We start from the raw sequence: 19,120 nt of genomic DNA, 5'->3' as shown, positions 1-19,120 counted from the left end.
TCGCCATTCTTCCAATCGATAGAGAATATGATATATATACACTGAATGAATTTGAATTCGCTTGACCTCAACCTGCTGGTCGCACTCGACGCACTGCTGAAGGAAACCAGCGTCAGCCGCGCCGCGATGCGGATCGGGTTGTCGCAGCCGGCGGCGAGCCACGCGCTGCAGCGGCTGCGCGATTTGATCGGCGATCCCCTGCTGGTGCGAACCGGGGCGCGCATGGAACTGACGCCGCGGGCGCAAGCCTTGCGCGCGCCGCTGGCGCAGGCGCTCGACCAGGTACGCTCGCTGTTCGTCGCCGACGAGTTCGATGCTGCGAGAAGCGAACGTCAATTTCGCCTGATGATGCCGGACCTGGCGGTTGAACTCCTGATGCCGCCACTGATGGAGAAGATCACCAAGGCCGCGCCGAACGTCCGGATCGACGTGGTGCCGTGGCGGGGTCCGGCGATCTTCACCGCGGAGTTCGCCCGCACCATCGATCTCGTGATCTCGATCGGTAACGCCTTCACCGGATTCCACCGGCAGCGGCTTTACACCGACAGCGATGCGCTCGCGGTGCGGCGCGGTCACCCCGCCGGCACGCGACTGAAGCGGATCGAAACCTTTCTCGATGCGCGCCACGTCGCGGTCGTGATCCGCGGCCAGAGCGAGGACCTGATCGACATGTGGTTGCGCCCCAAGGGCATCGAGCGGCGGATCGCGCTGGTCGTGCCCGGCTATATCGAGGCGCTGCACGTTGCCGCGCGCACCGATCTCGTCGCCTTCGTGCCGCGCCGCCTGATCGGCGCGCTGTCGAAGCAATTGTCGCTTTCGACCATCGCGCCGCCGCTCGACCCCGGGATCGACGAACAGTACATGTTCTACCCGACACGGGCGCAGATGGATCCCGGCTCGATCTGGCTGCGCAGTATCATGCTCGCGATCGGCCGCGAGATGGAGCGCGGCAAAAAGGCTGCGTAGGGTGGGCAAAGGCGCGTTTGCGCCGTGCCCACCATCTATCCACAAACTCATCGTGAATGGTGGGCACGCGAAGCCTGTCATCGGGCGCGCGTACGCGCGACCCGTTGGCTTTGCCCCCTACGCGTTTTGAATCCTACGCCTTGTGGTCGACCATGACCTTCTGCACGGCCGGCCGCTCCGACATCCGCTGGCGGTGAGCCGCCACCTTGGGCAGCGTTGCGAGATCAACGCCGTCGGCTTCGAGCCAGAGCCCGATCGTGTAGAGATAGGAATCGCAGACCGTGTACTGCTCACCCATCACCCACGGCCCCTTCAGCATGTCGCGCTCGATCAGCGCAAAACTCGCGGCCATGGTTTCCGGCACCTTGCGCTTCATGTCGGCGAACGAGGACTCCTCGACGGCCCAGCGATAGCCGCGCATCTTGTGGGCATGATTGATGTGCACCGTCGAGCAGAGATAGCTGTTGAAGGACTGCGCCTGCGCGAACGCGAAGGGGTCTTCCGGCACGAGCTTCGCTTTCGGAAAGCTGCTCGCGACGAAGGCGAGGATCGCCGGCGTCTCGGTCAAGGTGCCGCGGTCCGTCACCAGCGCGGGCACGCGCCCCTTCGGGTTGATGGCGAGATATTCCGGGGTGGTCTGCTGGCTTTTCTTGAAGTCGAGCCGTTCCGCCGTGTAGGGCGCGCCGGCCTCTTCCAGGGCGATATGCGAAGCCAGTGCACAGGTGCCGGGGGCGTAGTAAAGCTTGAACATGGCGGTCCTCATGGGGAAAGCCGGACGTTACCGGCATGCCCCTGCGCCGTCCACCCCCGGTAGGTGGAGTAACCTTTGGCGGTTCAACTCGCCCGCGGCTGAAGCTTGCCCTCGATGTAAACGCTGACGATCGTATCGTCAGCGGGATAGTGCTCGGGCGCCACCGCCGTGAGCTGCGCCTGGATGCATTTCCACGCGCCGTTCTCGAACAGATAGGTGTCGGTATACGTGGTCATGCCGGTTACTTCGCTGCCGTCGCGGCGTCGTATGTATTTGTTGGTGGAACGCACGAGCGCGACATCGCCGACCACCGTGATCAGTTCGTCGCGGACGTCCCAGTAGACGATGACATCAGGGTCGAAGGCGGTCGCCCAGTATTTCAGGTAAGTTGCACGGTCCCAGCGCTGGCCGGTGGGCCAGATGTTGATGAAACTGGGATGCAGAATGGCGTCGTGCGAGGGCACGTCGCTAGTCACGAAATTATGGATGAAGCGGGCATTTAACGCACGCAGCTCATTCATTGTCTCGGCCGATTGATGATCACGCAAAGCTGGCTGCATCTCGATCTCCCGGGGTTGTCAAAGGGCCATCTGGCGCGCCTTCTCGGCGGTCGCATCGTCAGCCGGAAAGAAGCACTCGATCTTGATCTGTTGCAGCGCAGCGTCCGTCGGCATCGCCAGCGTCGTGAAGGTGGAAAAGAACGCCAGGCGGTAGTCGCCTTTCGCGAGCTGCATCGTCATGACCGGCGACGACGCCGATGAATGGCGCGGCAGCCGCCATTCGGCCGACAGCCCGGGATAGACCATGATCTCATCGAGCAGTTGCGCCGCGGCCCGGCTGCCTTGCGCAACGTCGCGATGCAGGATCTGGATCAACTGCCGCGCGAACTCGTCCCAGTTCAGCATGAACTGCCGCAGGCCCTTTGGATGAAAGACGACGTGCATGGCATTGTCGGCAAGACCGTTTTCCATCTCGTACGAATCGCGAAACGGCTTGAGCAAACGCGCCGAGGCCTGATTGCGGATGCGAACGTCCCAGTGCCCGTCGATCACGATGCCCGGATAGGGCTCCTGCTGCCGCAGGATGAAATCCAGCGCCTGCCGCACCGGCTGCAGGTTTTCGGCCGCCAACCCCTTGTCGCCATAGGGCGGCACGAAGCCCGCCGCGACATGCAGGGCATTGCGCTCCTCGAGCGGCAGGTCGAGGGCGCTGCCGAGCAATTGCACCATCTCGCGGCTCGGCTGCGAGCGGCCGGTTTCCAGAAAGCACAGATGGCGGGCCGAGACATTTGCATCCGCCGCGAGTTCGATCTGGGTCAGCCGGCGAACGCCGCGCCAGTGCTTCAAGAGGCGGCTGAAATGTCCAGCCGGGATTTCGTGCGCGTTCGTGTCTGGAGCAGCCATGCCGGCAATCTAGACCATCGCATCAGAACGGCAATTACCTCCGATGTAAGTGACCAGCCCCGCAATTCCTTGCAGAGTGAGCCCCTTGGAGACCGAAGCTCGAGGGGAGCATTGATGGACAAGAACGCAATCTCGACAACCGTCACGCAATATATGGCGGCATGGAACGAGCCTGATGATACGGCCCGACACGCCTTGCTCGAGCAATGCTGGAGCGAGGCCGGCGTCTATCTCGATCCGAACGTCTCGCTGGCCGGGCGTGACGCGCTGGCGACGAAGATCGGCGAGGTGCTGGCCGGCCGGCCCGGCGCGCGGCTCGAGTTCATGAGCGGCATCGATATCCACCACAATATGGTCCGCTTCCTCTGGCGCCTGGTGCGCGCGGACGGAACCTGCGGCAATACGTCAATCGACTTCGGCGAGGTCGGTCCCGACGGCCGGCTGGTCAAAATCGTCGGATTCTTCGGCCCGGCCCCGCCTCTCCCCTGAACTAGGCCGTGTATCCGCAAACTTGGTTGCGTGAAGCGCTGAAGTCTATGTCCGCTTTACTCACAAAGCGACCTGAATCGTGCGGCGATGCAATATGTCGCGATGGGCCAGCAGCAGACACTCCAGTCTCTGTAACACCGCGGTGTTGTGCGGCGGCCTACCCAGGGCTTGTTTTGGTTGAGTATTGGAGATCATCCGGTTTCCAGAACGCAAAGCGGTCGGCCGCAATCTCAAATCTCGGTTCAAGGCCAATCGCGTGGAACTTGGTTTGTACTTCAGACCGGTCATAGCAGTCAGCGAATTGCAGTATATGCTCGGTCCTCAATACATCATCATAGTGTTTCCGGGTGTTCTCGGACGCGAGCACGAGAAGGTCATCGGGCTTGCCATCAACTTGGTGCGTGTGGATGTCATGGTCGATCGCATATGTCCGAATGCGCCAAGTGCCGGTCGCCGCAATCCACCACTGCAACGTGTCCGGAACCTCCTCGCGGTCCCCCAAAGGCACCTCGATCTGTTGTGCATAGCTACTTCGAATGGCCAATACGGCGAGAACTAATGTGCCCTGCATGCGATGAACTGTGTTGTCCCGGTGAACCTAATCAGTGTAATCCGACGGAGGCTGCAGTCTCAAGGCCGAGCGACACTTTCTCGCGCTGCAGGCTGATCGGTCACTTGGAGCGGCTCCTCATGTGAATGTGTTCGCCTGTTGGGCGAATGTCTCAAATGGGTCATTTTCAACCGATCCAGCGGAGCGTGTCTGCTGGTCGACGTCCGCTTTGCCCCGAAAGCGTCAGTGCCGTGACCGAGCCGGGAGAATTGTGTTTGGCCGGACGCCCGCGAGCATTAATGAGCCCACACCCTACCGGGACTTACCGGCCCTTCGCAGTTGCCCCCTGCCCTCCCTCATGCCATGACGCCCGGGAAGCAACAGGGGCGTACCATGACTGTTCTCATCGCTGGCGGCGGTATCGGCGGGCTGACGCTGGCGCTCAGCCTGCACCAGATCGGCGTTAAGGCCAAAGTGTTCGAGAGCGTGCCGGAGCTGCGGCCGCTCGGCGTCGGCATCAACGTGCTGCCGCATGCGGTGCGCGAATTGATCGAGCTCGGCCTGCACGACAAGCTCGATGCGGCCGCCGTGCGCACGAAGGAGCTCGCCTATTTCTCCAAGCACGGCAAGCCGATCTGGAGCGAGCCGCGCGGCATCGAGGCCGGTTACAAATGGCCGCAATTCTCGATCCACCGCGGCACGCTGCAGCAGATCCTGCTCGATGCGGCGATCGAGCGGCTGGGGAAAGAGAACATCCTGACCAGCCATCACCTCTCCGGCTGGACCGAAACCGACAATGGCGTGCGCGCCGAATTCATCGACAAGGCGACCGGCAAATCGAAGGGCAGTCACGACGGCGTGCTGCTGATCGCGGCCGACGGCATCCATTCAGCGGTCCGCGAAAAACTTTATCCCAACGAAGGTCCGCCGATCTGGAACGGCCGCATCCTGTGGCGCGGCATCACCGACAGCGATGCCTTCCTGTCCGACCGCACCATGATCATGGCTGGGCACGAAATCCTGAAGTTCGTCTGCTATCCTATCTCAAAGCAGGCAGACAGCGCCGGCAGGTTCAGGATCAACTGGGTGGCCGAGCGGCACATGCCGCCGACCTACCAGTGGCGGCGCGAAGACTATAACCGCACCGCAAAACTCGAAGAGTTTCTGCCCTGGTTCAAGGACTGGAAGTTCGACTGGCTCGACGTGCCCGGCCTGATCGAGAACTGCCCGCACGCCTACGAATATCCGCTGGTCGATCGCGATCCCGTTGCGCAATGGACATTCGGCCGCGTCACGTTGATGGGCGATGCCGCGCATCCGATGTACCCGATCGGCTCCAACGGCGCATCGCAGGCGATTCTGGACGCCCGCGTCATCACCCGCGAGATTCTGGCGCATGGCCCGACCAATGCTGCGCTTGTGGCATATGAAGCCGAGCGCCGTCCGGCAACAACCGACCTCGTGATGCTCAACCGCCGCAATGGTCCCGAGCAGGTGATGCAGATGGTCGAGGAGCGCGCGCCCAACGGCTACAATGTCGTCACCGATGTGCTGTCGCTGAAGGAGCTGGAAGACATCGCCGCCAATTACAAGCGCGTGGCCGGCTTCCAGGTCGAGGGCCTCAACGCCAAGCCGCCGATCGTCCAGCTCACGCGGGAAGCGCCGCGGGCTGCAGGCTAGCCGACGCAATCGCCTTCGCCGTCTCGACCAGCCGCGCGCTGGTCGTGGCGGTGGCCAGCACGGTGCCATCCTCGGCCATCAGCCGCCCTTCCACAAAGGCAACGGTCTTGCCGAGTTGGGTGACATTGGCCTCGCCTGTGATCGGCCCCGGCCTGGCGGGGCTGAGAAAATTCACCGTCATGGTGATGGTCGCCGTATAGAGTTTCCCCTCGGTCATGACGAACACGGCTGGCCCCATCGTGTCGTCGAGCATCGCCGAGAGAATGCCGCCTTGCACGAAGCCGGCCGGATTGCAGAAATCCCGCTTGCCGTCGAAGCCGATGCGGATCCAGCCGTCCTTCGGACGCGCGTCGAGCAGGTGCCAGCCGAGCAGCCTTGAGGACGGCGGGGGCTTAAGATTATCGAGAGCGGTCGCGACCATGGGAACCTCCGTGAGGCTCCGTCCTAGCGCAGCTCTGCTGCCAGCATGGTGTCAGCAGAATGAGCATCGTCCGCGGAACGGCTGTCGGTTTTGACAGTTTCCAGGTCGGAGCCGTGAATTTGGCTGGTACCCGTCCACTGCCGCGGCTATGAAGCCGGTGCTGCGCGCCCTGCGCACCGTAAGCGTCTCACGTCAGGCAACGCATTCAACCGGTCGGCTCGACCGAGGTGGAATGCATCATACGCGCCCGTGATTGACCGACCGAAATTCAAAGAGTGATATCATGATCCCCTCTCCTGCTCCGCGCCGGCGCGGAAAATTGCCCGCGCGTTATGCGGCGATCGTCATGCCGCTGGTGCTATCGGTGCTGATGACGTTCGTCGTATCAGCGATTTCGACACTGAGAAGTCTCGGTCCGACGCCCGCTTTTGTCACGACATGGCCCGCCGCATGGGCGATCTCGTGGCTGGTGGCGTTTCCGACCCTGCTTGCGGTGCTGCCGCTGGTGCGAAGGATCGTGGCGTTCGCCGTCGAGACGCCGCGTTCCAACTAGCCCCATATCAGCGTGCGTCGCCAAGCCGTGGCGCACGCGTCATTCCTCCAGCCCGTGCGCGATGGCCTTGCGCATCACGTTGGGTAGCGCCTCGTCAGCCAGCGTCGCGATCGGTACCCAGCGCATGCCCTGCGGCGCCCGCGTGCGCGCGACGACATCCGCGGTGTAGATCACAAGCTCGAGCGGAAAATGCGTGAACACGTGGCTGACGACGCCGGCCTTGCGGTGCCAGCGCGCCACGCCTTTCAGCTCCGGCGCCTGCTTGAGCGCCGCCTTGTCGTCCTGCCCGGCCAGCCAGTCCGAGCCCGGCACTTCGGTCATGCCGCCGAGCAGGCCCTTTTCCGCCCGGGTGCGGACCAGGAGTTCGTCGCCGCGCGTGACGATGAAGGCGGCTCCGCGGCGCAGCGTCCCCGATTTCTTCGGCGCCTTGCGCGGAAAGATCTCCTGATCGCCGCGCAGGCGAGCGGCGCAGTCCTCATTCAGCGGACACAGCGCGCAGGTAGGCCTCTTCGGCGTACAGATCGAAGAGCCCAGGTCCATCAGCGCCTGCGCGCTGTCGCCGGCGCGGGAGTAGCCGAGCAGCGTCGCCGCCAGTTCCCCGATGCGCGGCTTGGCCTGCGGCAGCGGTTCTTCTACCGCGTAAAGCCGCGACACCACCCGCTCGATATTGCCGTCGACCGGCATGGTCTGGATGTCGAAGGCGATCGCCGCAATGGCCTTCGCCGTGTAAGGCCCGATCCCCGGCAATTGGCGCAGACCATCCTCGCTATCGGGAAACACCCCGCCATGGTCGCGTAGCACTGCGACCGCGCAGGCATGCAGATTGCGTGCGCGCGAATAGTAACCGAGCCCCGCCCACATCCGCAGCACGTCGTCCTGCGAGGCGCGTCCGAGCGACGCGACATCCGGCCAGCGCGCCAGAAATCTTTCGAAATACGGCCCGACCATTTTGACGCCGGTCTGCTGCAGCATGATCTCCGACAGCCACACCCGGTACGGATCAGCCCGCTCGCCAGCCGCCGCCCGCCACGGCAGCCGGCGGCGATGGCGGTCATACCAGTCGAGCAGCAGTGCGGGGCGCGAGGTCACCACGCTGGCCGTTTCAGGACGTTTGATTTTCGCCGCAACAGGACTCATCGGCACATTCTAGGGCGGGGATACGAATCTCTCCACGTCATGCCCGGGCTTGTCCCGGGCATCCACGTCTTTCTTCACGCAAGCCTCGAAGACGTGGATGGCCGGGCATAGGCGAGCGGCGGCGACGCCGTCCTTCGGACGGCTATGCCCGGCCATGACGACTAAGGGAGGTTACGTCCACACTGCGCAAAGTGATACAAGCGCCCATGTCCAAACCCGGCCCGATCTCGGCAAAACCCCTCTCCGTCCTGCTCAGCGACGTGTTTTCCGACGCGTACGCAAAACAGGGGTTTGCCGCGCGCGAACTGGTGACGCGCTGGGCCGACATTGCGGGAGCCGAAATCGCCGCCCACTCCGAGCCCTTGAAGATGCAATGGCCGCGGCCGGTGGAGGGGCAGCCGCAGGAACCGGCGACGCTGGTATTGCGGGTGGAGGGCCCGATGGCGCTGGAGATCCAGCATTCGTCCGACGTCATCCTACAGCGGGTCAACCGCTTCTTCGGCTGGAGCGCGGTCGGCCGACTGGCATTGCGGCAGGCGCCGCTGTCGCGCCGAAACCGCTCCGCGCCGCGGCGCGCGCCGGACCCGAAATCGGTCGCGAAAGTCGCCGAAACGCTGTCGGCGGTCGAGGACGAGGAACTGCGCGCCGCGCTGGCGCGGCTTGGCGCCGCGATCAAGCGAAATTGAGCCTTTTGCACGGCGCGGCCGGCGCAAGGCGCCATTGCCACAACCGGCGTTTCAAGCTAGCGAAGGCTTCTTTTTCGGAACTTCTTTCGGGCGTGAATGCGCCATTCGGGAGCAGACTTTGATGATCACGCGCCGCGCCTTCACCGCCGCTCTTTCGCTGACCGGGCTTGGCCTGCTCGCCGGCGTCTCGCCGCTGCAGTTGATCACGGACGCGATGGCGCAAAGCCCCGCCGACGTCGCCAAACCGCAATCGCTGCCCGACATGGCGCTTGGACCGGCCAACGCCACCGTGACCATCACCGAATACGCCTCGATGACCTGCCCGCATTGCGCGGCCTTTACCGAAAAGGTGTTTCCGAAGATCAAGTCGGAATTCATCGACTCGGGCAAGATCCGGTTCGTGTTCCGCGAATTCCCGCTCGACATCAAGGCGGCCGCCGGATCGATGCTGGCACGCTGCATCGCCAAGGACGACGCGCCGAAATATTTCGCCGTCATCGACCTCTTGTTCAAGCAGCAGAACGACTGGGTGGTGAAGAACACTACGGAGACGCTGACCCGGATCGGCAAGCAGGCCGGCCTCACCCAGACGCAGGTCGAGGACTGCCTGAAGGATCAGGCGCTGCTCGACAAGATCGCGGCCGACCAGAAATATGCCGCCGAGGTGCTGAAGGTGCAGTCGACGCCGACCTTCTTCATCAACGGCGAGATGCTCAAGGGCGAGCAGAGCTTCGAAGAGTTCGCAAAGCGCATCAACGCGATGCTGAAAAGCTGATTCGCGCGGGGCCTGATTCGTTTGAGCCGATAAGTCCAGCAAAAGGCGCCACACAAGCGCCTCAAATCCCTTGGGAAAAGCCTTGCGGGGGCGTTGCCCTCGGGCCCCGGCCTCGCCATTGTCGCGGGCCACAAGAGCCGCAGCCGGCTGTCCGCCCACACACGACATTGCCTTCTATGGTATTGTCACGGCAGGGAGATTCGCGCCCGGCCAACAGAGATTTGTGTTCATGAAACTCACGCGCCTCCGCCTCCACGGTTTCAAGTCGTTCGTCGAACCCACTGATTTCATGATCGAACCCGGCCTCACCGGGGTGGTCGGGCCGAACGGCTGCGGCAAATCCAATCTGGTCGAGGCGCTGCGCTGGGCGATGGGTGAAACCTCGCACAAATCGCTGCGCGCCGCCGACATGGATGCGGTGATCTTCGCCGGTTCCGGCAACCGTCCCGCGCGCAACCACGCCGAAGTCACCATGACGATCGACAATGCCGATCGTACGGCGCCGGCTGCCGTCAATGACAGCCAGGTTCTCGAAATCTCCCGCCGCATCGAGCGCGAGGCCGGTTCCGTCTATCGCATCAACGGCCGCGACGTCCGCGCGCGCGACGTGCAGATCCTGTTTGCCGATGCCGCCACCGGTGCGCGTTCGCCGGCGCTGGTTCACCAGGGCAAGATCGGCGAGATCATTCAGGCCAAGCCCGAGCAGCGTCGCCGTGTGCTGGAAGATGCTGCCGGCGTCGCCGGTCTGCATGCCCGCCGACATGAAGCTGAACTGCGGCTGAAGGCAGCTGAAACCAATCTCACCCGCGTCGAGGACGTGATCGGCCAGCTCACCGGCCAAATGGACGGGCTGAAGAAGCAGGCGCGCCAGGCGATCCGGTTCCGCGAAGTCGCAGCCAAGGTGCGCAAGGCCGAGGCCACGCTGTTCCATCTGCGCTGGCTGGAAGCCAATGCCGACGTCGCGGAAGCCGCGCATACCCATGACATCAACGTGCGCGAGATGGCCGAACGCACCCGCGAGCAGGCCGAGGCCGCGCGCATCCAGGCGATCCGCGCCTCCGAACTGCCGGCACTGCGCGAAGGCGAAGCCCGCGCCGCGGCAGGGCTGCAGCGCCTCACCAATGCGCGCGAGCTGCTCGACCGCGAGGAAGAGCGCGCCAAGGAGCGCGTCGCTGAACTCGACCGCCGGCTGAACCAGTTCGTTGCCGACATCGCCCGCGAACAGCAGCAGACGTCGGACGCCGAGATCGCATTGCAGCGCCTCGACACCGAAGACGCGGAGATCAAGGAAGAGATCAAGTCGCGCGTCGAAAAGCGCTCCGGCGTTGATGAACGTGTTTCTGAAGCGGAAGCGACGCTGGCCTCGGCCGAGCGCATGTTCGGCGAACTTACTACCGCACTTGCCGACCTCACCGCCAAGCGCAACCAGCTCGAGGCCGGCGTGCGCACCCACCGCGACCGGCTGGCCAGGCTTGACCAGGAAATCGCCACCGTCCAGGCCGACGAGGAAAAGCTCGCGCAGGAAACCGGCAATCTCGGCGACATCGACGCGCTCGCCGCCGCGATGGAGACCGCGCAGGAAACGCTGGCCGCCTCCGAAGCGGCAGCGCAAGCCAGCGAGACCGGCCACATCGCGGCGCGACAGAAGCTCGAGGCTTCCCGCGCCCCGCTCACCGACGCCGAAAAGCGCGTACAGCGGCTGGAGACCGAGGCGCGCACGATTTCAAAGCTCGTCAATGTCGAAACCAAGAATCTGTGGCCGCCGATCATCGACGGCGTCACTGTCGCCAAGGGTTACGAAAAGGCGCTTGGCGCCGTGCTCGGCGACGATCTCGACGCGCCGGTCGATCCCTCGGCGCCGATGCGTTGGACCAATGCCGGCGCGAGTTTTGACGATCCGGCGCTGCCCGATGGTGTCGAATCCCTTGCCGCGCATGTCGAAGCCCCGGCCGAACTGGCGCGCCGCCTGGCGCAGATCGGCGTCGTGCCGAAGGAGCGCGGCGCGGAGTTCGTCTCGCAATTGAAGACCGGCCAGCGGCTGGTGTCGCTCGAAGGCGACGTCTGGCGCTGGGACGGCTTTGTCGCCGCCGCGCACGCGCCGACCGGTGCCGCCCGGCGTCTCGCCGAGCGCGCGCGCCTGGTCGATATCGAACACGAGTTGGAACAGGCTCGTATTGACGCCACCGCCAAACGGCAGGCGCTGGAAGACGCCGAGGCCGAACTGAAGGCGGCATCATCAGCCGAATCCGCCGGCCGCGAAGCCTGGCGGGCCGCGCAACGCGAGGCCGATGCCGCGCGCGAACGCCATGCCGTGACCGAGCGCGAGATCAACCGCCACGCCGCGCGCAAGTCAGCGCTGACCGAAGCCCATACCCGCCTTGCCGCCGACCGCAGCGAGGCTGAAGCAGCGCATGAGAGTGCGACCGCCGCGCTGACCGACCTGCCGCCGACGGATGAGACGGAAGCGAAACTCAGCACCGTTCGCACCGACATCGAAGGCCATCGCCGCTTCGCAGCGCAAGTGCGCGCCGAGGCCCAGGCACTCGCACGTGAAGCCGAACTGGCTGACCGCCGCGTGCAGGCCATTATCGCCGAACGCACCGAATGGCAGAACCGCAAGCAGAGCTCGGCCTCGCAGGTCGCGACCGTTGAGGCGCGCATCACCGAAGTGACCGCCGAGCGTGCCGAGCTTGACAACGCGCCCGCTCTGTTTGCCGAGAAGCGCCGTTCGCTGATCAACGAAATCGAGTCCGCCGAAGGCGCCCGCCGCGTCGCCGCCGACGCACTGGCGGCCGCCGAAAGCCTGATGGCGGAGACCGACCGTGCCGCCAAGACCTCGCTCGAAGCGCTTTCCTCTGCCCGCGAGGCCTGCGGCCGCGCTGAAGAGCGCATGGAAGGCACCAAGCGCCGGCTTTCCGACATCGAGCGCGAAATCCACGACATGCTCGAAGTCGAGCCGCACGCGGTAGCAGCGCTCGCCGAGATCGAGCCGGGCGCGGAACTGCCGCCGCTCGGCGAGATCGAGGAAAACCTCGAAAAGCTGCGCCGCGACCGCGAGCGCCTGGGCGCCGTCAACCTGCGCGCCGAGGAAGAACTGAAAGAGGTCGAGACCCAGCACACCGCGCTCACCACCGAGCGTGACGACCTCGTCGAAGCCATCAAGCGGCTGCGCCAGGGCATCCAGAGCCTCAACAAGGAAGCCCGCGAGCGGCTGCTCGTCTCGTTCGAAACCGTCAACGCGCACTTCAAGCGGCTGTTCGTCGAGCTGTTCGGTGGCGGCGAAGCGGCGCTTCATCTGATCGAAAGCGACGATCCGCTGGAAGCCGGCCTCGAGATCATCGCCAAACCGCCCGGCAAGAAGCCACAGACGCTGTCGCTGCTTTCGGGCGGCGAGCAGGCGCTGACGGCGCTGGCGCTGATCTTCGCGGTGTTCCTCACCAACCCGTCGCCGATCTGCGTGCTGGACGAAGTCGACGCGCCGCTCGACGACCATAACGTCGAACGGTTCTGCAACCTGCTGCATGAGATGACGTCGTCGACCGAAACCCGCTTCATCATCATCACGCACAACCCGATCACGATGGCGCGGATGAACCGCCTGTTCGGCGTCACCATGGCCGAACGCGGCGTCTCGCAACTGGTCTCGGTCGGCCTCGACGACGCCGTGAAGATTTTGGACCAGAACGTGGCGTGATTCTTGTCATTCCGGGGCTATGCGAAGCATAGACCTGGAATCTCGAGATTCCGGGTTCGGTCCTGCGGACCGCCCCGGAATGACGGCAGGCTATGACCTCACCCGACCTCCCCGCTGAGCTGAAAGCCGCGCTCGACGGCAAGCTGCGCGGCTTTTCCCGCAGCGACGCCGCCGGCCGTGCGGCCGCCATCTCGAAGACCTATCGCGATGGCGGCGGCTCCGGCACGATCCGCTCGGAGACAGACGCACTCACCTACGCACTGGCGCGAATGCCAGCGACCTATGCCGCGGTCACGGCCAGCCTGAACGCGCTCATCGAGATCAGGCCGGACTTCGCCCCCAACAACTCGCTCGATGTCGGCGCAGGGCCCGGCACGGCGACCTGGGCGGCGGCCGAAGCGTTCCCGTCTCTGCGACGCTTTACCCTGCTCGACTCCAACGACGCGTTGCGCACGCTGGCGCTCGACCTCGTCGTCGACAGCTTTCGCCTGCGCGACGCAAGCTACCAGCGCGGCGAGGCCCGCGCTGCGCTGGCGAATGCGGATACGGCCGATCTCGTCGTGGCGAGCTACATGATCGGCGAGATCGGCGACGCTGAACAGCGGGCGCTCGCTGAGCAGATGTGGACCAAGACCCGCGACACGCTGCTCGTGGTCGAACCCGGTACGCCCGCCGGCTATGCCCGGATCATCGCGCTGCGTGCGCAATTGATCGCGCTGGGCGCACATGTTGTCGCCCCCTGCCCGCATGACGGCCCATGCCCGTTACAGGCGCCCGACTGGTGCCATTTCACCCAGCGCCTGCAGCGCTCGCGCGCGCACAAGCAGGTCAAGGGCGCCGAGCTGCCATTCGAGGATGAGAAGTTCAGCTATGTCGCGCTGACGCGCGCGCCGCTTGATCAGCGTCCGTCCCGGGTGCTGGCGCAACCGATAGTTACCAAGGTCGAGGTAACCGCCAAACTCTGCACACCGGTAGGTCTCTCCCTGACAAAAATGCCCCGCCGCACCAGGGCGGAGTATGCCAGTGCGCGGCGCTGGCGATGGGGCGATGCGGTTAGTTGATTCGTCATTCCGGGGCGATGCGAAGCATCGAACCCGGAATCTCGAGATTCTGGGTCTGGTGCTAGCGCACCATCCCGGAATGACGGGAGAGCGTTGCGCCTTGAACTTATCCCGCCCCACTTCCGACTAAAGCCATGCCCCACCTCTCGGGCGGGCTGCCGCACGCCCCGATTTTCGTCTAGGTTCCACTGTCTTTCGTCCCCCTTCAGGAGTTGTCCGTCATGTCGACCGGCTGGATCGTTCTCGGCGTCATCGTCATCATCGTGCTGTTTGCGTTCGGCGCGTATAACCGCCTGGTCGCGCTCAGCCAGCGCGTCAGCCAGGCCTTCGCCGACATCGACGTCCAGCTCAAGCAGCGCCACGACCTGATCCCGAACCTGGTCGAGACCGTGAAGGGCTACGCCCAGCATGAGCGCGGCACGCTCGACGACGTCATCAAGGCGCGCAATTCGGCGATGTCGGCGCAGGGCCCGGCGCAGGTGTCGGCGGCGGAAAACCAGCTCAGCGGCGCGCTTGGCCGCCTGATCGCGCTGTCGGAGGCCTATCCGGACCTCAAGGCCAACGCCAATTTCCAGCAGCTCGCCGGCGAGCTCTCCGACCTCGAAAACAAGATCGCGGCCAGCCGCCGCTTCTTCAACAACGCAGTCCAGGAATACAACACCGGCATCCAGCAGCTTCCCGCCGCGCTGTTCGCCGGCATGTTCGGCTTCACCCGCAAGGAATTCTTCGACCTCGGCGCCAGCCGCACCGAAGTCGAGACGGTGCCGAGCGTGAAGTTCTAAGGGCTATCCATGTCTCTCTTTCGTCATTCCGGGGCACGCCAACGGCGTGAACCCGGAATCTCGAGATTCCGGGTTCGCCGCTTCGCGGCGCCCCGGAATGACATGTGGTGACGCATCATGGCCGCGTACGGTCTCTACACGCATATCGCATCGAACAAGTTTCGTTCGATGCTGCTGCTCGCCGGCCTGTTTCTGCTGATCTACGTGCTGGTCTTCGCCGGCGCGCTGGTTGCGGAAGTCGTGCTCAACAGCGGTGCATCACTCAACTATTATCTGACACGCGCCTCGCGCGACCTGATCGCGGCCTCTCCCTATGCCACGATCATCGCGGCCTTGTGGATCGTGATCGCCTATTTCTTCCACCAGAACATGATCGACGCCGTGACCGGCGGCGAGAGCGTGACGCGGCAGCAGCAGCCGCGACTCTACAATCTCCTGGAAAATCTCTGCATCTCGCGCGGCATCCCGATGCCGAAGCTGAAGGTGATGGACAGCCCGGCGCTGAACGCCTTCGCCACCGGCCTCAATCGGCGGCAATATTCCATCACGGTGACGTCGGGCCTTCTCAAGGCGCTCAACGACCAGGAGATCGAGGCCGTGCTTGGCCACGAGCTCACGCATATCCGCAACGGCGACGTGCAGTTGATGGTGGTCGCCGTAATCATCGCCGGCGTGGTGGGCTTTTTCGGCGAATTGTTCTTTCGCATGTTCACCAACCTGTCGTGGAATTCCTCCGGAAGCGGCTGGTCGTCTTCGTCGTCATCGTCATCGTCGTCCTCTTCTTCGTCATCCGACCGCGGCAAGGGCGGCGGCGGCGCGATCATGGCGATCATTATCGCGGTGGTGCTGATCATGCTGGCGTGGCTGTTGTCGCAGGTCGTCAAGCTCGCGCTGTCGCGGTCGCGCGAACTATTGGCCGATGCGGGCTCGGTCGAGCTGACCAAGAATCCGGACGCCATGATCACGGCGCTGCGCAAGATCGAGAACCGCGGCGAGCTGCCCGGCGCGACGTCGGCGGTGATGGAGCTCTGTGTCGACAATCCGCGCGAAGGGTTTGCCGATCTGTTCGCGACCCATCCCTCGGTCGATGCGCGCGTCAAGGCGCTGGTGCAGTTTGCCGGCGGCCATGACCCCGGCCCGCTGGCCTTGCCGTCCGAGACGGCGGACGAAGCCGATGAGGTCCAAGAATCGGCCAGCGAGCAGCTTCCGCCGCCGCCGGTTCCCCGCGGCCCCTGGAGCGACGCCGGCGAACCTGCCGGCGTCCCGGGCACCCGTTCCGGGGCCTCGGACGGCCCTTGGGGCCCGCACCGGTAGGCGGTCGCCCCTTTCGCCGCCGCCGATTAACGAATTCGGTATGAATAATGGCGATGGCCCTCCAAGAGATTGAATTATCCCTTGTTTCTGCCATGTTCGCGCCCAAAGCAGGGATTGGGGCCTCCCGGTCGCTCCCGCGGTCGGAACTGCTGTTCAAGGGAATTTCATGGGAAAGCCAGTCGTGATTGTGGTGGGCGCGGACAAGGGCGGGGTCGGCAAGACGACCGTGTCCCGGACGCTCCTGGATTACTTCAGCGCCAATAACGTGCCGACCCGGGCATTCGACACCGAATCCCCGCGCGGCACCCTGAAGCGCTTCCACCCCGACATCACCGAGATCGTCGACATGACGACGACCTCGGACCAGATGAAGATCTTCGATACGCTAAGCGCGGGACCCTCGGTGACCGTCATCGACGTCCGCGCCGGACTGCTGTCGCCGGCGCTGGCTTCGCTGCGCGACATTGGCTTCCTCGATGCGGCGAAGGCAGGGCAGATCACCTTTGCCGTGTTCCATATACTCGGCCCCTCGATCGCCTCGCTGGACGAAATCGCCGAGACCGCAGGCTTCATGCAGGGCGCCAAATATTACCTGGTGAAGAACTTCATCAACGACACCCAGTTTTTCCAGTGGGACCAGTCGACCTACAACTCCTACTTTCACCGTATCAAGGACGCCACCGACCTTGTAATCCCCAAGCTCAACGAAATGGCCTATGAGCAGGTCGAGGTTTCCTCGGTGCCGTTCCTCAAATTCGTCGCCAACAAGGGCAAGGACGACGAGGCCGCGAACTATTCGTTCGTGCTGCGCGGCTATGTGCGGCACTGGCTTGCCAACGTCTGGAGCGAGTTCGACCGCATCAAGCTGACTGATCTCGTCGGCGCCAAATCGAGCACGCGCGGCGGCGAAAAATAGTCGCGCAGCCGCCGCGACGGGGCTGGATTAGCCGAGAAAATCCTTTGATATAGCAGGTGATGAGTGCCACGCCTGTCTACATCATCTGCTCGCCTCGGCCGCTGGTCGGCAAGACGCTGCTCGCGCGTCTGTTGAGCGAGTTCCTGCTTTTGAAGAACGGTTCGGTGTGCTCCTTCGACATCAACCTGAAGGAACCATCGCTGCTCGAATATCTGCCGCGGCTCACCGAGACGGCGGATGTTATGGACACCTATGGCAAGATGCAGCTGATGGACCGCCTGATCGTCAACGACGATATCGCCAAGGTCATCGACCTCGGCTTTCATGCGTTCGACGAGTTCTTCAAGATGATCCACGAGATCGGCTTCCTGAAGGAAGCCGCGCGGCGGGGCGTGGCGCCGACCATCCTGTTCATCGCCGATACCGACCGCGTTTCCGCCCGCAGCTATCCGATGTTGCAGGAACAGATTCCGCCGAAAGCGCTGATTACGATCGACAACGAATATGTGGTGCGCGGCGAACTGCCGCCCGAAATGGACACCGGTCGGGTGCTGCGGATAACGGCGCTGCCCTCGTTCCTGAAGACCTATATCGGCCGGCTGACCTTCTCCTTCACCGACTACCTGCGCAACGAGCGGGACTCCTCGACCGAGTTGCACCAGTGGATCCGCCGGAACTACACCAGCTTTCGCGAGCTGGAGTTCAGCCTGAACCCGCAGCGGCCGTGAGGCCGCTCACAACGTCGATAATTTTACCCGGGTAATATTGACGGCGAGCGGTTGGCCTGTTAGGACCTTGTCAGACCCTGACCACCGTCCCGCGAGACTCCAATGACATCAGCCAGAAAGGCCGCCATCGCCGCCTACAAGGAGCGGAAAACCTATGCGGGGATTTTCCTGATCCGCTGCGCGGTGACCGCCGAGACCTGGGTCGGCCAGACGCCCAATCTCGAAAAAATCCAGAACCGGATCTGGTTCTCGCTGCGCCAGGGCAGCCACCCCTGCCACAGCCTGCAGGCCGCATGGACCGCGCATGGCTCCGACAGCTTCACGTTCGAAGAATGCGAGCGGCTGGAAGAGGAAGAGACGTCGTATGTTCGCGACGGGCTCTTGAAGGAGCGCGCGCTACACTGGCGGTCGCAGCTCGGCGCCGAGGCGGTTTGATCAGGCTCTATGTCATTGCGAGCGAAGCGAAGCAATCCATTGTCACCGCATACGCGGAAAGATGGATTGCTTCGGTCGCTTCGCTCCTCGCAATGACGGAGAGAGAGCTTTGCGAAGTTGAAAGTTGTCGGTCACTCACCTCGCGGCCGTCGCGAGCAAAGAACTCTAATGCCCCTCGAACGCCATCAGCGTGCGCACCGGCACTTCCATCGCGCGCAGCTTGGCGGCGCCGCCCAAATCCGGCAGGTCGATGATGAAGCAGGCCGCGACCACGTTGGCACCGATCTGGCGCAGCAGTTTTACCGCGCCCTCCGCGGTGCCGCCGGTGGCGATGAGATCATCGACCAGGATGACGCGTTCACCGGGCTGGATCGCATCGACATGCATTTCCATTTCGTCGATGCCGTATTCCAGCGAATAGGCGATCCGCACCGTCGTGTGCGGCAGCTTGCCTTTTTTCCGGATCGGCACGAAGCCGGCGGAGACCTGATGCGCCACCGCGCCGCCGAGGATGAAGCCCCGCGCCTCGATGCCGGCCACCTTGTCGATCTTCAATCCCGCCCACGGCTGCACCAGTTCGTCGACCGCGCGGCGGAACGCGCGCGCATCCGCCAGCAGCGTGGTGATGTCGCGAAACAGGATGCCCTTCTTCGGGTAGTCCGGAATGGTACGGACGGTGGCCTTGATGTCGTGATCGAATGTCATTGATATCAATCTCGCTTTCGATTTTTCCTACATCATTGCGAGCGTAGCGAAGCAATCCATCGTGCCACGCACCG

At 63.8% G+C, this 19,120-nt stretch carries 20 protein-coding genes; 13 read left to right on the top strand and 7 right to left on the bottom strand.

Annotated features, from left to right (window positions below):
* Positions 1 to 45: 45 nt before the first annotated feature.
* Positions 46 to 966 carry a LysR family transcriptional regulator gene (locus ACH79_RS19255; RefSeq protein WP_161852404.1) on the top strand — a complete coding sequence of 307 codons (921 nt, stop codon included), beginning with the start codon at positions 46 to 48 and terminating at the stop codon, positions 964 to 966.
* Between the two features lie 133 nt (positions 967 to 1,099).
* Here the strand turns inward: ACH79_RS19255 and ACH79_RS19250 are convergent, their stop codons facing one another.
* The 3 genes from ACH79_RS19250 to ACH79_RS19240 all read right to left on the bottom strand — a co-directional run bounded on the left by ACH79_RS19250 (position 1,100) and on the right by ACH79_RS19240 (position 3,120).
* Positions 1,100 to 1,717 carry a glutathione S-transferase family protein gene (locus ACH79_RS19250; RefSeq protein ID WP_161852403.1) on the bottom strand — a complete coding sequence of 206 codons (618 nt, stop codon included), beginning with the start codon at positions 1,715 to 1,717 and terminating at the stop codon, positions 1,100 to 1,102.
* A gap of 83 nt (positions 1,718 to 1,800) precedes the next feature.
* Positions 1,801 to 2,277: a nuclear transport factor 2 family protein gene (locus ACH79_RS19245; RefSeq protein ID WP_161852402.1), complete on the bottom strand. Its 477-nt coding sequence runs from the start codon at positions 2,275 to 2,277 to the stop codon at positions 1,801 to 1,803.
* A gap of 18 nt (positions 2,278 to 2,295) precedes the next feature.
* On the bottom strand, positions 2,296 to 3,120 hold the full coding sequence (locus ACH79_RS19240) for a helix-turn-helix domain-containing protein (RefSeq protein ID WP_161852401.1): 825 nt from the start codon (positions 3,118 to 3,120) through the stop codon (positions 2,296 to 2,298).
* A 114-nt stretch (positions 3,121 to 3,234) separates the two neighbouring features.
* Between ACH79_RS19240 and ACH79_RS19235 the strand changes: the two genes are divergently transcribed.
* Positions 3,235 to 3,609 (top strand): nuclear transport factor 2 family protein, encoded by a 375-nt coding sequence (locus ACH79_RS19235; protein ID WP_161852400.1) that lies wholly within the window; start codon positions 3,235 to 3,237, stop codon positions 3,607 to 3,609.
* 157 nt (positions 3,610 to 3,766) lie between these two features.
* Here the strand turns inward: ACH79_RS19235 and ACH79_RS19230 are convergent, their stop codons facing one another.
* A complete protein-coding gene (locus ACH79_RS19230; protein ID WP_161852399.1) occupies positions 3,767 to 4,180 on the bottom strand; it encodes a hypothetical protein in 414 nt (137 codons plus the stop codon).
* Positions 4,181 to 4,552: 372 nt separating this feature from the next.
* On the opposite strand from ACH79_RS19230, the gene ACH79_RS19225 reads away from it, so the two are divergent.
* On the top strand, positions 4,553 to 5,839 hold the full coding sequence (locus ACH79_RS19225) for a flavin-dependent oxidoreductase (RefSeq protein ID WP_161852398.1): 1,287 nt from the start codon (positions 4,553 to 4,555) through the stop codon (positions 5,837 to 5,839).
* Here ACH79_RS19225 and ACH79_RS19220 read toward each other — a convergent pair.
* Positions 5,808 to 6,260, bottom strand: coding sequence for a PaaI family thioesterase (locus ACH79_RS19220; protein WP_161852397.1), 453 nt, complete (start codon positions 6,258 to 6,260; stop codon positions 5,808 to 5,810). The genes ACH79_RS19225 and ACH79_RS19220 overlap by 32 nt on opposite strands.
* A gap of 283 nt (positions 6,261 to 6,543) precedes the next feature.
* Between ACH79_RS19220 and ACH79_RS19215 the strand changes: the two genes are divergently transcribed.
* Complete coding sequence (locus tag ACH79_RS19215) at positions 6,544 to 6,813, top strand: DUF2798 domain-containing protein (RefSeq protein WP_161852396.1); 270 nt, start codon at positions 6,544 to 6,546, stop codon at positions 6,811 to 6,813.
* 39 nt (positions 6,814 to 6,852) lie between these two features.
* Here ACH79_RS19215 and ACH79_RS19210 read toward each other — a convergent pair whose 3' ends face one another.
* The gene (locus tag ACH79_RS19210; protein ID WP_161852395.1) at positions 6,853 to 7,950 is read right to left on the bottom strand and encodes an A/G-specific adenine glycosylase; all 1,098 of its coding nucleotides are present in this window, start codon (positions 7,948 to 7,950) and stop codon (positions 6,853 to 6,855) included.
* A gap of 206 nt (positions 7,951 to 8,156) precedes the next feature.
* Between ACH79_RS19210 and ACH79_RS19205 the strand changes: the two genes are divergently transcribed.
* The 9 genes from ACH79_RS19205 to ACH79_RS19165 all read left to right on the top strand — a co-directional run bounded on the left by ACH79_RS19205 (position 8,157) and on the right by ACH79_RS19165 (position 18,341).
* On the top strand, positions 8,157 to 8,636 hold the full coding sequence (locus tag ACH79_RS19205) for a DUF721 domain-containing protein (RefSeq protein WP_161852394.1): 480 nt from the start codon (positions 8,157 to 8,159) through the stop codon (positions 8,634 to 8,636).
* Positions 8,637 to 8,754: 118 nt separating this feature from the next.
* Complete coding sequence (locus ACH79_RS19200) at positions 8,755 to 9,411, top strand: DsbA family protein (protein WP_161852393.1); 657 nt, start codon at positions 8,755 to 8,757, stop codon at positions 9,409 to 9,411.
* Between the two features lie 229 nt (positions 9,412 to 9,640).
* Positions 9,641 to 13,105, top strand: coding sequence for a chromosome segregation protein SMC (gene smc, locus ACH79_RS19195; protein WP_161852392.1), 3,465 nt, complete (start codon positions 9,641 to 9,643; stop codon positions 13,103 to 13,105).
* A 92-nt stretch (positions 13,106 to 13,197) separates the two neighbouring features.
* Positions 13,198 to 14,166, top strand: coding sequence for a small ribosomal subunit Rsm22 family protein (locus tag ACH79_RS19190; protein ID WP_161852391.1), 969 nt, complete (start codon positions 13,198 to 13,200; stop codon positions 14,164 to 14,166).
* A 221-nt stretch (positions 14,167 to 14,387) separates the two neighbouring features.
* Positions 14,388 to 14,948 (top strand): LemA family protein, encoded by a 561-nt coding sequence (locus ACH79_RS19185; protein WP_161852390.1) that lies wholly within the window; start codon positions 14,388 to 14,390, stop codon positions 14,946 to 14,948.
* Positions 14,949 to 15,065: 117 nt separating this feature from the next.
* On the top strand, positions 15,066 to 16,262 hold the full coding sequence (locus ACH79_RS19180; RefSeq protein WP_161852389.1) for a M48 family metallopeptidase: 1,197 nt from the start codon (positions 15,066 to 15,068) through the stop codon (positions 16,260 to 16,262).
* 166 nt (positions 16,263 to 16,428) lie between these two features.
* Entirely contained in the window at positions 16,429 to 17,178 is a 750-nt protein-coding gene (locus tag ACH79_RS19175) for a hypothetical protein (RefSeq protein WP_161852388.1), read from the top strand.
* 59 nt (positions 17,179 to 17,237) lie between these two features.
* A complete protein-coding gene (locus ACH79_RS19170) occupies positions 17,238 to 17,906 on the top strand; it encodes a hypothetical protein (RefSeq protein WP_161852387.1) in 669 nt (222 codons plus the stop codon).
* A gap of 102 nt (positions 17,907 to 18,008) precedes the next feature.
* Positions 18,009 to 18,341 carry a GIY-YIG nuclease family protein gene (locus tag ACH79_RS19165; RefSeq protein ID WP_161852386.1) on the top strand — a complete coding sequence of 111 codons (333 nt, stop codon included), beginning with the start codon at positions 18,009 to 18,011 and terminating at the stop codon, positions 18,339 to 18,341.
* Positions 18,342 to 18,506: 165 nt separating this feature from the next.
* On the opposite strand, the gene ACH79_RS19160 is transcribed toward ACH79_RS19165, so the two are convergent.
* Positions 18,507 to 19,046 carry an adenine phosphoribosyltransferase gene (locus ACH79_RS19160; protein ID WP_065751573.1) on the bottom strand — a complete coding sequence of 180 codons (540 nt, stop codon included), beginning with the start codon at positions 19,044 to 19,046 and terminating at the stop codon, positions 18,507 to 18,509.
* Positions 19,047 to 19,120 lie beyond the last annotated feature (74 nt).

It is taken from the genome of Bradyrhizobium sp. CCBAU 051011, assembly GCF_009930815.1.
GTDB lineage: Bacteria > Pseudomonadota > Alphaproteobacteria > Rhizobiales > Xanthobacteraceae > Bradyrhizobium.
The sequence above is the reverse complement of the archived record's forward strand: the minus strand, read 5'-3'. Positions and strand labels throughout refer to the sequence as shown.